Source organism: Rhodoferax sp. TS-BS-61-7, assembly GCF_002943465.1.
In the GTDB taxonomy this organism is placed as follows: domain Bacteria; phylum Pseudomonadota; class Gammaproteobacteria; order Burkholderiales; family Burkholderiaceae_C; genus Allorhodoferax.
The window spans coordinates 347,084-358,570 of record NZ_PTQY01000002.1 but is presented as its reverse complement, the minus strand read 5'-3'; the positions used below and the strand labels follow the sequence as shown (position 1 = coordinate 358,570).

The following is an 11,487-nucleotide window of genomic DNA, read 5'->3' as shown; positions in this document are numbered from 1 at the left end:
AACCAGGGCGGGCTAGGCCCGCCCTTGCAATGTGGGGTAGCCCACAATGTCCTGCAGCGCCGGGTAACCCGACACCGCAAACGACGCCAACCGCCCGCCCATGACGGCACCTTCCACACTGCCCACGTTCAGGCCGGTGTAAATCCAGTCGCCCGCCAGCGTAAGGTTGGTAAAGCCGCTGCCCCAGGCCTTGAGGCGCGCCTTGGTGCTGCCTGGGGGCGACGTGACATAACTCTCGGTTGGGTCGATATTGGCGCGCCAGAATTGCTGGTTGAAGCGCTGCACACCCACGCCCGGGTGTGCCGGGTCGGTGCGCAGCAGGCTGAAGTCCAGGCCCACGGGATCACCCGGTGGATTCACCACATTGGTGGTGGCCAGGGGCAACAGCGGCCCGATGCTGGCCTGCAGGTACTGCACACACTGCGCCTGCACACGGGCATGGGCACGGGCCGGGTAGCCGGTGTCGGTAAACGGTGGCGGGGCTTCGTACTCGGCCATAGCGCCGCTGAAGTACCACAGCGATTTGGGGGCTGACGCCTGCGGCCAATCCTCCCACTGCAGCAGGTGGGTGAAGTCCACCTGGCCGTCCAGCGGGTTCAGGTAGGTGGCGCCAATCACGGTGTCGGTCGGGTTCTGGAACGGGATGTCCCAGCCCAGTTCGGTGGTGCTGCGGTTCATCCACAGCTGCATGGTCTGGGTCTGCACCGTGGTCACCTTGTCCACCATGGTGCGCCACGGCAGGCTCGTGTCCAGCAGCTCGCGGCACAGGTAGGGCACGGCGCCAATCGAGATGGCGAACACCAGTTGGTCAAAGCCCTCACCCGCACGCAGCGTGCGGTGTGCCACGGGCTGCCAGCCGCTCCAGTACGACTCCAGGTCCACCCGCCCATCCCGCAGCGCATCGCCCTGCTCCAGCTGCTCGTGGCGTGGCTGGCCCGGCCACGATGGCAGGCCCTTGACCGAGATCAGCGGCTCGTAAGGGCGGTGTTTGTCTTTCAGCGTGGCCTGCACGGCGAAGTGCACCTCCTCCACCTGCGATTGGTCGGCACTGAGCTTCAGCGACTCGACCTTGTGGAAAAATTCGAACTTCACACCACGCTGGCGCAGCACCTCATACAGCGGCGCAATCACGGTCTCGCCCGTGCCGGCCTCAAACAACCAGGCAAAGGCGCCCGCGTAAGCAAAGCTGCGCAGCGTCCAGTGCAGGTAGCAGCCCGCGCCCATCAGCGCCGTGCGTGCGGTATCGCCCTTGGGGTATTGGTAGGACAGGTTCACCGTGTTCAGCGCCATGGGGCTGGATGCCACCATCACCGACGCGCCGTGGCGCACCAGCCAGTCGCTGAAGTTTTCTTCGTCCAGTGGGTCAAAGCCTTTGGTGGCCACTTCGTCCGCAATACAGCCACGCACGATGGCCAGCAGGAACTCGGCCACGATGAGCAGGCGGCGCAGCTCGGTGTTGTCTTTCACCAGCGTTTCGGCCGCATCGCGCACCCAGTGCCAGGCAGCGTCCAGCGCCTTCCACAGCGCCGAGTCCACGCCGTGCAGCGCCACGGATTCCGATTGGAGGATAGCCACTATACCCTTCACCATCGTGCGTCCCAGTGCCCATTGGGCAGACTTCACCAGCCCCAGGTCGGCATAGGCGTGCGCATGGTGGTCCAGCAGCGCGTCCAGCACATCGGCGGTGGCGGCAATCCAATGGGCCACCGACTGCAGCTTGGCCATGGAGGCTGGGTCGCCCGGCACCAAGGCATTGCGTGGCGAGGTGAAGGGCCAGCGGGTCATCTTGCCGTCGATGTACTCCCACATCAGCACAAAACTCTCGGGCTTGAAGGCTTCTTCAAAAGTGGCCAGCGGCTGGTCCGGCGTGCGGCCCAGGGCTTCGTAGCAGCGGCGCATCACCGGCAGTGCGTTGTAGTAGCTGCCCAAAAAGCCGTGGATGCCGTGTTCCTCGATGCGCATGTGCTCACCGCGTGCGGTGGCGCATTTGCCGCCCAAGCGCCAGCCCATCTGGTAGAGCGTGATGTCCAGTGACTGCTCCCAGCCGGGCTGGCTGGTCAGTTCAAACGCGGTGGTGAGTGCGGAAATACCACCACCCAGAATGGCCACCTTGCGGGGCCGGGCAGATGGAGACAGGGGACTTGCATCAGGGGTGGCAATGGGCACGACGGACTTTCAGGATGCTGCAACAGCACGGCGCCGCCACAAAGCCTGAAAGTTTAAGCCTCCCACCCCGCATCGCGCAGGGCGCCAAGAAACTTTTCCCGGTGCTCGGCCTTCACAAAAGGGTGGCCAAACATGAGGGACTGCAAGTTGTAGCCCCTCCCGCTCAGCGCCTTGGTCAGGCTGTCTTGTGCAGACGCCATATCTCCCACCGCCGACAGGCAGGCCGCCATCAGCAGGTGGTTGAAATACCAGTCGGCACGCTTGGCGGTGGCCTCGCGGGCGTAGCGCACCGCGTCGGCATAGCGGCCATCGATAAAGCAGGCAATCGCGCGGCTGCGGATCCATAGGCTCAGGTGCGGGTCGTGCGGGCTGGCGTCGATGGCCTGCAGGATGAACTCCTCGGCCTCTTCGGTGCGGCCCGAGAACACCAGCAAGCGCCCCAGCTCGCCCGCCGCGGCCGAGGCCTGCGGGTACAGGGCCAGCGCACACTCCATCTCGGCAATGGCGGCCTCCATCTGGCCGGCGCACGACAGGGCCGTGCCCAGCGTGAAGTGGGCAAAGGCATCACGCTCGTCATTGCGCACTGCCACCAGGGCCAAGCGGTTGGCCTCCGCCACAGTGGCGCGTGGGTCTTCGGCCCAGGCGCCCCAGATTTTGGCCAAGTGGGTAAAGGCCATCAGCGACAGGCTGGGCGAATCGTTGGGCTTGATCTCCAGCGCCCGTGTCAGCAGGGCTTGCGCCTGCACCACGTGGTCGGGCGTGGTGCGCCAGAAATGCCAGCGCGCCCGCATCAGCAGGTCCCAGTGCTCCAGACTCTGGTTGGGCACCTCGGCAGCCACCTTCTCCTCGCTGTGCAGGTAGACCGGCTCAATGGCGCTGACGATCTGCGCCGAAATCTCGGCCTGGATGGCAAACATGTCCGTCAGGGGCCGGTCAAAGCGGTCAGACCACAGAGTCTCTGCGGTGGAGGTGTCCACCAGCTCGGCCGTCATGCGCAGGGTCTGCCCTGCCTTGCGCACCGTGCCCGACACCAGATAACGCGCGCGCAGCGCCTGCCCCACGGCTTGGCTGCTGTCGCTGGACTTGCGGTAGGCAAACGACGAGTTGCGCGACACCACCAGCAGCCAGGGCGAACGGGTGAGGTAGCTGATGATGTCCTCGGCCAGCCCATCCGAAAAATATTCCTGCGCGGGGTCCGCATTCAGGTCCACAAAAGGCAGCACCGCAATGGTGCGGCGGTAGGCCGGCTGGTCGGACGCGCGGCCCTGGCTATTGGCAGCGCGCACAGGCGCCGCGGCGGGTGCAGGGCTCTCGGCCATACGCATGGTGAAGCGGTAGCCGCGCCCGGGCACGGTGGCAATCGCATCGCCCCCCAGAATGCGCCGCAGGCTGGAGACGTGCACCTGCAGGTTGTTCTCTTCCACCACCAAGCCGGGCCAGACCAGGTCAAACAGCTGTTTTTTGCTGACCAACTGGCCCGCATGGTCTACCAGCACACACAGCACATCAAAAGCCCGGGCGCCCACCATGACGGGTTGGCCATCGCGCAACAGGCGGCGTTCATGCCGTTGCAGCACGCACGCTCCAAAAACACTGATGTCGGAATCGTTTTTGGCGAGGGAAGGTGTCACGGGCAAAGCGATCTTTCTTGGCGGTCCTGAAGACCTGGTCAGTCACGAATTCAGGAATTTTAAGGAGTGATTGAGGACTTTTGGGGAGCAACTCAGCAAACTCAGCCCAAGTCGTTGAAAGAAAAGAACATTCCATGCCAAAAACCACCGTGACTGCTCCACAAAACCCCATGTCTTACGAGCCACGCCCATCCCAGGGAGTGCAATGGCAACAGACCGTTGTCATGCGCAACGCGCAAAAGCAGGAGGAAGCCTTCAGCATCGGCCCGGACGGCTGCGTGTGGAGCTTTATCGCCGACAGCGGTGACAGCCGTTTTGACGCCAGCGGCCAGCGCCTGGAAAATCTGGGCCTGAAGGCCGATTTTCTGACCGTGGGCCGCAATGTTGCGGGCGCCTTGGTGGTGATTGCGGCCAAGGGGCTGAACACCCAGTACCGGACCGAAACTCCGGTAACCGCGCTGGACGCCGCAGAAAGCCTGGGCCGCCGCTGGTCGCCCGCCCAGTCCATCCACCTGCCAACCATCCAGGGCGCCACAGGTGTGCGCCGCCTGTACACGCAGTCCGACTTCAGCGGCATGCGGATTGCCATGATCGTGGACACCGAACAGCCCGGCGTCGGCAGCAGCTATGTGATGGCCTGCTCCCAGTGGCACGACAGCGGCCCGGGCCCGTTTATTCTGCTGCCCCCCTTGGGCGCCCCCGCGACGGGACAGGCCAGCAAGCCTGCGGGCCACAGCAGCCCGCCTCTCTTTCGCATGGCACATTCAGCATAAAAAAGACCTCTAGAGCACGCCAATACTGCGCGAGCAGCTATTGATTTAATAGCAATATCGCACCCCAGCGCTGCCCACCTGCTCAAGCCAGGTGGGGCGCATGCAGGTGGCACCACATGTGCACCTTGGACACATACCCACTCCCCACCCGCACTGCCAAGGGCTCGGTCCCAAAGGGCACAAAACCGAAAGACGCGTACAAGCCACTGGCTGCAGCGTTGCCCTCGGTCACCGTGAGCTGCACCAGCAGCGTGCCGTTGCGGCTGCGCCCATAGTCGAGCACAGCTGCCACCAACTGGCGCCCCAAGCCCAGACTGCGGTGCTGGGCATCCACATACATGCCAAACAGCGTGGCTTTGTGGCGGGCCTTCTCCCGCGGCTCAAACGACAGGCCCGCCAAGCCCACCAGCGCGCCCTGCTCCCAGGCGCCGAACAGCACTTCCGTGGCATCGTCACCAGCGGCCAGCCGGTTTTCCCACCAGCTGAGCGGAAAACCGCTGCGCTCGGTGGCGCTGGTGGTGAAGGCGTCCGGGTGCAAGGCATAGGCTTGCAGAATCAGCGCCCGGTAGGCCGCTGCGTGCTCGGGCGTCAAGCGGATGATGGGCATGGCAGGTCAGCGCTGCAACGCAGCTTGCGTCATCGCGGCCAAGGTGCCGCGCGTGCTGATGAGTTCAGGCTCCAGCACCACCTCGATCACCGTGCCATTCGGTCGCACCAGCGCGGCCAGCAGCTCGGCTTCAAAGTCGGCACTCTTGCGGATGGTGACGCCCGCATAACCATAGGCACGCGCCAGCGCCGCAAAGTCGGGGTTGTTCAGCGCCGTGCCCGCCACACGCTGCGGGTACTCGCGCTCCTGATGCATACGGATGGTGCCGTACATGCCGTTGTTCAGCAGCAGGATGATGCTCTTGGCACCATGCTGCACCGCCGTGGCCAGCTCTTGCCCGTTCATCAGAAAATCACCGTCACCGGCAATGGTGAAGGCAGTGCGCCCGGTGGTGATGGCGGCTGCAATGCCGGCCGGCACGCCATAACCCATGGCGCCATTGGTAGGTGCCAGCTGGGTCTTGTGGCCCGAAGCCAAGCCGGTGTAGCGGTAGAAGCGGTGCAGCCAGCTGGCAAAGTTGCCGGCGCCATTGGTCAGCACAGCATCTGCAGGAAGGTGCTTTTGCAGCGTGGCGATCACACTGGGCATGTCCACCAGGCCGCGGTCGTTGTCAGCGGGCAGGTCTTTGATCACGCTGGGCACGAGGTTGGCCTGGTAGTCGGCGTTGCAGCCCTGCGTCCAGGCCTCCCAGGGCACATTCACCGGCGCGGTCAACACCTCCAGCGAGCGGGCGGCGGCGCGCATGCTGGCGTGGATGGCCAAGTCGGCCTGGTAGACGCGGTTGAGCTCTTCGGCGCTGCTGTGGATGTGTACCAGCGTCTGCGCCGCCTTGGGTGCCTGCAACAACGTGTAGCCACCGGTGGTCATCTCACCCAGGCGTGGGCCAATGGCGATGATCAGATCACTCTCGCGCACACGTTTGGCCAGCGCCGGGTTGATGCCAATGCCCACATCGCCCGCGTACTGCGGATGGTGGTTGTCAAAGGTGTCCTGAAAGCGAAACGCATTGCCTACCGGCAGGCGCCAGTTTTCGGCAAAACGCTGTAACGCCTGTGCGGCCTGCGGCGTCCAACCACCGCCGCCCGCGATGACAAACGGGCGCTCCGATTTCAATAGCAGTTGGCGCAGATTGCGCAAGGCTCCAGGGTCGCTCCAGGCCTCCACCGGCTCTACCCGGGCCAGCGGTTGCGGTAGCTTGCCAGCCGCATCGGCCACCAGCGGCTGCGTCAGCATGTCTTCGGGCAACACCAGCACCACAGGGCCGGGGCGGCCATTCATGGCGGTGGCAAAGGCGCGTGCGATGTATTCGGGAATGCGCGCCGCGTCATCAATACGCTCCACACGTTTGGCCATGCCCAGTGCGCTGGGGCCGAACATGACGCGGTAGTCCATCTCCTGAAAGGCCTCGCGGTCGCGCTGGTCACTGGCCACGTCACCCACCAGCAGCACCATGGGTGTGGAATCCTGGAACGCCGTGTGCACACCAATGCTGGCGTTGGTGGCGCCGGGCCCGCGCGTCACGAAACACACGCCGGGGCGGCCGGTGAGCTTGCCGTGGGCCTCAGCCATGAAGGCGGCACCGCCCTCTTGGCGGTTCACGACAAATTGGATCTGCTCGCGGTACAAATGAAAACCATCCAGCACGGCCAGGTAACTTTCACCGGGTACACCAAAGGCGTGGGTTACGCCCTGTTCAACCAGGCATTGCACCAGCAGGTGGCCGGCGAGTTGGGAGATTGGAGAAGCTGTAGTCATGCACTCCATTGTGCCGCCAACATTCCGCACATTGTTTGATGCACACCGTCATGTTGCGCAAGCTATAGTGCCAATGCCGTGCACGCTCATTGAGTTAGTAGTGCAACTGTGCGAAGACACAATGTGTCTTGCTGTTCAGCTGGAGAGCAGCCCCATTTCGGGAGGATTAAATGGTCGGATTAAGATTCAGCAGACAGACTGCATCTCTGGCTTTGCAGCATGGGCATTGGTAGGCCTCAGAGGAGATAGCCAATATGGCAGGCTTACAAAAAATCGGTCGGAACGACCCATGCTGGTGCAAGTCCGGCAAAAAGTACAAGCACTGTCACCTCAATCGAGAAGCAGAGAAGCCACTGCCTACGGCTGCGCTCCTAAACCTCAATCGCCAGCAATTTATAAAGAAAGAATGCTTGCACCCGCATGCAGCGCAAGGAGTGTGCAACGGCATCATTGATGCCCACACGGTTCAAAGAGCTCGCACTCTTCAAAGTCTATTGGACAGCGACAACCATGTCCATACTTTTTATCCTGCCGAGAGAGATGCAGGTGGTCTTCTAAAGGTTCATAGGAAAGGCTGGAGGAAAGCATCAACGTTTACCGGCTTCTGTGGTACCCATGACTCACAAACATTCGCACCATTGGAAGTAGATGCATTTCGTTTTTCTGCAGAGTCAACCTTCCTTCTAAGCTATCGTGCGCTCTGTCACGAGCTATATCAGAAGCAAGGCGCTGCACGCTCGCTAAGGCAGCTTGCCCCATTACTTGACCGTGGGCTGCCACCACTAGAACAGGAAGAGATTCAGCGGCGCAATGAAATACAAATCGCCGGAAATCAGAAAGCGGTTGGCGAACTCGTATCTCAAAAGCATTGGGCCGATCAAGCCCTTCTTTCGCAGACGTACTCAGACTGGAGATTCGTGTGTTTGGAGTTTGAAGGTCCGTTATGCATCGCCACATGCGGGGCGCCAACGCCGACAAAAGACATTGAAGGCAACCAACTTCAGGTGTTGCATGACCCGAACAACCAGCTGCAGCATTTGTATCTATCAGTGGTCTCGTGCCCAGTCGGCGCCGCGGTAGTCCTAGGATGGAGAAAGGAGTTCGTAGCGCCAGAAAAAATGGTCGAATCACTCCTGCGACTCCAAAATGACATGCTGGCAACTTTTATCGTCCAGTATGTGTTTGCTCATCTTGAGAACGTCTGCTTCTCTGAAAGTTGGTGGAGCACCCTTGACTTGAAGCAACAACATCACATTCGCCAGCTTGCGGGCATCGCCAACCCTTACTACACCCAGCCTCCCTATTCAACGGAGTCTTTGGTTCCTTGGAAGCTTGCCTCGTTACATCGATATGGTGAAGCCTAATCGCCCTCTAAAGACCTGACTCGGGAAGACGAGCACGTCACTTACGTCAGACTTTTTAGTCAAATTGCCGCGCTCACTCGGCAGAACATATTTAACGACGAACTAGCTGGATATCAGCCATTTTTGGAGTGGGCGAAATATCCACTATGACGACAGTGCCAGTCCTCCACCCAAATGCCAAGCCTGACCATGACCGCGTGCGCGCAAAGCCTGCACAGCCTGCAGACTGCGCCCTCCGCTGCGGCAGAAAAACACCAGGGGGCGGTGGCCTTCATCCAACCAGGCTGGCAGGTGCTGGCCCAGGGTGGCCAGTGGCACATTACACAGCGCCGGTGTGGACCAAGGCAGGCTGTGTTGGCCCACCGCGTGTTCAAACGGCTCGCGCACATCCACCAGCAGCGCGTCAGGGTGGCTTTGCAGAAACGCGGGCAAGGTAGCGGCGGTCAGTGAGCTCTCTTGCATATCAGGCAAAGACGCTGCGGGTACCACAGGGGTGATCGCTGGCGGTTGCACCGCGGTCGCGGCGCTTTGCAGGGCCGCGCCACAGCGGGCAATACGCGCGCAGGCTTCGTCTATCAGCGCGTCATCGGTGAGCGCACCAATGGAGAGGCGTGCCGCGCCCTCCGCCTGCCAGGCCGGCAGTCCCATGGCGCACAGTACAAAGCTGGGCTCCGCCTTGGCCGCGCTGCAGGCACTGCCTGCACTAATGCGCATGCCGGCCGCGTCAAACAGGTTGAGCAACGCCTTGCTGGACAGGCCCGGCACCGAAAAATTCAGCGTGGTGGGCAACGAGCCGTCGAAGGGCATGTTGAACACCAACCCTGGAAAGGCATTACGCAGTGCTTCGGCCAAGCGCAGGCGCGCCTGCTGCAAAAAGGTGGTGGAACGGAACACCCCACCCTCCCCCGTTTCCAGCGCCTGCAGCACCGCGCCCAGGGCCGCAATACCCGGCATGTTCTCCGTGCCCGAACGCTGGCCCGCCTCCTGCCCACCACCCACCATCAGCGGCGTGAACGGACTGCCGGCACGCACATACAACATGCCAATGCCCTTGGGGGCGTAAAGCTTGTGGCCTGAGAACGGTGCGTAGTCGATGCGCGTGCCTTGCAGGTTCAAACTCAGCTTGCCCAGCGCCTGCACACAGTCCACCAGCCACAGCGCACGGGAGTTCGTCGCGTGCAGCAACGCCTCGATACCTGCGATGTCAGAGATCACGCCGGTTTCGTTGTTGGCGGCCATGGTGCACAGCAGGCCGGCATGGGCGATGTGGGCTTGCAGAAAGGCCATGTCATGCAGACCGTTGCGGTCCACGGGCACTTCCACAATGGGCAGGTTCAGGCCCAGCACGCGGTTCCAGTGCGCCAGGCTTTGCGGCACGGCCTTGTGTTCGGTGGCGCCCACCAAGAGCGGACCGTCCACGCGCTCGCCCGCATCACGGCGTTCGCGCAACGCGCACAGGGCAGAGAGCACGGCAGTCTGTATGCCTTCGGTCGCGCCACTCACAAACAGCAGACGCCCTGCCCCCACGCCCAGCAGGCGGCTGGCACGTGCCCGCACGTCATCGACCCATGCCCGGGCACGCAAGCCGGTGCAGTGGCTGCTGCTGGGGTTGCCAAACTGCGCTTCCATGGCCTGCAGGGCCGCATCGCGTGCCGCAGGCAGCAGCGGCGTGGTGGCATTGCAGTCCAGGTAAATCTCGGTCAGCGGGGTGTACATGGCGGGCCTTGCAAGCAGTTGTAATTGCTGCAAATCTTAGGTGGCCCACCGCAAAAATTCGTTTCGTATTTACCGAATAATCGGCGCTTTGTAGAATGAACGTTCTTTTAATAAGAAGATTAGCAGCATGAAAGAACTAGACCGCATGGACCGCGCCATCCTGGGCGCATTGCAGGAAGACGGCACGCTGTCGGCCGCCCAGCTCGGCGAGAAGGTGGGTTTGTCATCCACGCCTTGCTGGAAACGCGTCAAGGCCATGGAAGAGTCTGGCCTCATCGAGAAGCGTGTGGCCATCGTGAACCGTGCGCAGGCCGGTCTGCCGGTGACCGTGTTTGTGAGCCTGCGCACCAACCGGCACGACGAAGCCTGGCTGCGCAAGTTTGCGGCCTCGGTGTCTAGCATGCCGGAGGTGATGGAGTTCCACCGCATGAGTGGCGATGTGGACTACCTGCTCAAGGTGGTGGCCGCCGACATTGCAGGCTACGACCGCTTCTACAAACGGTTGATTCAGAACGCGCAGCTGGCGGGGGTGTCGTCGGCGTTCTCGATGGAGGAGATCAAGAGCACCACCGCGCTACCATTGTGATAGCTGCTCGCGCAATACCCATAATGGCTAGAGGCCAATTTAAGCGCTAACTGCAGTGTGAGCACAGTGGTAGGCACCGCTGCCACGGTGCAACACCGTGTCGGTGGGCAACACGTCGCCAGGCTGGTAGCTGGGGCCGTGGTTCAGGCGCTCGTAGACCGGGGCAAAGTCGATGCGGGCCAGACCCAACAGGTCGTCCAGGCTGTCCAACACAAAGTAGCTTTCCTGAAAATCGTCAATGCGGTAATTAGTGCGCATGACGCGCTCCAGCTCAAAACCAATGCGGTGCGGCGACGCACTCTGCACCGCGTACACACTCTCGGTAAAGCTGGAGGCAATGCCCGCGCCATAGATGCGCAAGGCCTGCGCACCGTTCACCACTTCCTTCACCAACCCAAACTCCACCGTGTACCAGTAGACCCGTGCCAGCTCGGTCAGCTTGCCGATGCGCTGCGCGCGCAGCCCGGCCTCGCCATACATCTGGATAAAGTCCGCCATCACGGGGTGCATGAGCATGGGCACGTGGCCGAACACGTCATGAAAGACATCAGGCTCCTGCAGGTAATCCAGCTGGTTCGCCCCGCGGATGAAGTTGCCGCTGGGGAAACGCCGGTTCGCCAGGTGCTCAAAAAATACCTCGTCCGGAACCAGCCCCGGCACGGCCACCACCTGCCAGCCCGTTTGCGGCTTTAGCACGTCGTTGAGCTCTGCAAAGTTGGGAATGCCCTGGGCCGAGATCGGCAGGTGGCGCATGCCCTCTACAAATTCGGCGCAGGCCAGCCCGGGCAGCAGCGCGGTTTGTCGTTCAAACAGCGTCTTCCACACCGCGTGGTCTTGCGCGGTGTAGTGCTCCCAGCGCTGAGGAATGGTGTGGTCATGTGCCATGCCC

General features: G+C 62.1%; 9 protein-coding genes. 3 read left to right on the top strand and 6 right to left on the bottom strand.

Annotated elements, in window-relative coordinates; all coding sequences use genetic code 11:
* Window positions 1-12: 12 nt before the first annotated feature.
* Together C5F53_RS07545 and C5F53_RS07540 are read right to left on the bottom strand one after the other, a co-directional pair.
* A complete protein-coding gene (locus C5F53_RS07545; RefSeq protein WP_105260743.1) occupies window positions 13-2,166 on the bottom strand; it encodes an NAD(P)-binding protein in 2,154 nt (717 codons plus the stop codon).
* A 53-nt stretch (window positions 2,167-2,219) separates the two neighbouring features.
* Window positions 2,220-3,797, bottom strand: a complete 1,578-nt coding sequence (locus C5F53_RS07540) for a winged helix-turn-helix domain-containing tetratricopeptide repeat protein (protein ID WP_105260742.1) — start codon at window positions 3,795-3,797, stop codon at window positions 2,220-2,222.
* Between the two features lie 134 nt (window positions 3,798-3,931).
* Between C5F53_RS07540 and C5F53_RS07535 the strand changes: the two genes are divergently transcribed.
* Window positions 3,932-4,570, top strand: coding sequence for a hypothetical protein (locus C5F53_RS07535; RefSeq protein ID WP_146097322.1), 639 nt, complete (start codon window positions 3,932-3,934; stop codon window positions 4,568-4,570).
* 82 nt (window positions 4,571-4,652) lie between these two features.
* Here the strand turns inward: C5F53_RS07535 and C5F53_RS07530 are convergent, their stop codons facing one another.
* Window positions 4,653-5,177, bottom strand: a complete 525-nt coding sequence (locus tag C5F53_RS07530; RefSeq protein WP_105260740.1) for a GNAT family N-acetyltransferase — start codon at window positions 5,175-5,177, stop codon at window positions 4,653-4,655.
* A 6-nt stretch (window positions 5,178-5,183) separates the two neighbouring features.
* Complete coding sequence (locus tag C5F53_RS07525; RefSeq protein ID WP_105260739.1) at window positions 5,184-6,932, bottom strand: thiamine pyrophosphate-binding protein; 1,749 nt, start codon at window positions 6,930-6,932, stop codon at window positions 5,184-5,186.
* Window positions 6,933-7,186: 254 nt separating this feature from the next.
* On the opposite strand from C5F53_RS07525, the gene C5F53_RS07520 reads away from it, so the two are divergent.
* The gene (locus C5F53_RS07520) at window positions 7,187-8,296 is read left to right on the top strand and encodes an SEC-C metal-binding domain-containing protein (protein ID WP_105260738.1); all 1,110 of its coding nucleotides are present in this window, start codon (window positions 7,187-7,189) and stop codon (window positions 8,294-8,296) included.
* 144 nt (window positions 8,297-8,440) lie between these two features.
* On the opposite strand, the gene C5F53_RS07515 is transcribed toward C5F53_RS07520, so the two are convergent.
* A complete protein-coding gene (locus C5F53_RS07515) occupies window positions 8,441-10,012 on the bottom strand; it encodes an aminotransferase class V-fold PLP-dependent enzyme (protein WP_105260737.1) in 1,572 nt (523 codons plus the stop codon).
* A 127-nt stretch (window positions 10,013-10,139) separates the two neighbouring features.
* Here C5F53_RS07515 and C5F53_RS07510 point away from each other — a divergent pair, with 127 nt between their 5' ends.
* The gene (locus C5F53_RS07510) at window positions 10,140-10,598 is read left to right on the top strand and encodes an Lrp/AsnC family transcriptional regulator (protein ID WP_105260736.1); all 459 of its coding nucleotides are present in this window, start codon (window positions 10,140-10,142) and stop codon (window positions 10,596-10,598) included.
* A gap of 39 nt (window positions 10,599-10,637) precedes the next feature.
* Here the strand turns inward: C5F53_RS07510 and phhA are convergent, their stop codons facing one another.
* Window positions 10,638-11,483, bottom strand: coding sequence for a phenylalanine 4-monooxygenase (gene phhA, locus C5F53_RS07505; RefSeq protein ID WP_105260735.1), 846 nt, complete (start codon window positions 11,481-11,483; stop codon window positions 10,638-10,640).
* Window positions 11,484-11,487: the final 4 nt, after the last annotated feature.

Excerpts from the sequence above, each read along its gene's own strand:
- C5F53_RS07510 (WP_105260736.1), top strand. The coding sequence starts at position 10,140 with ATGAAAGAACTAGACCGCATGGACCGCGCCATCCTGGGCGCATTGCAG.
- phhA (WP_105260735.1), bottom strand. The coding sequence starts at position 11,483 with ATGGCACATGACCACACCATTCCTCAGCGCTGGGAGCACTACACCGCG.
- C5F53_RS07530 (WP_105260740.1), bottom strand. The coding sequence starts at position 5,177 with ATGCCCATCATCCGCTTGACGCCCGAGCACGCAGCGGCCTACCGGGCG.
- C5F53_RS07525 (WP_105260739.1), bottom strand. The coding sequence starts at position 6,932 with ATGACTACAGCTTCTCCAATCTCCCAACTCGCCGGCCACCTGCTGGTG.
- C5F53_RS07520 (WP_105260738.1), top strand. The coding sequence starts at position 7,187 with ATGGCAGGCTTACAAAAAATCGGTCGGAACGACCCATGCTGGTGCAAG.
- C5F53_RS07535 (WP_146097322.1), top strand. The coding sequence starts at position 3,932 with ATGCCAAAAACCACCGTGACTGCTCCACAAAACCCCATGTCTTACGAG.
- C5F53_RS07515 (WP_105260737.1), bottom strand. The coding sequence starts at position 10,012 with ATGTACACCCCGCTGACCGAGATTTACCTGGACTGCAATGCCACCACG.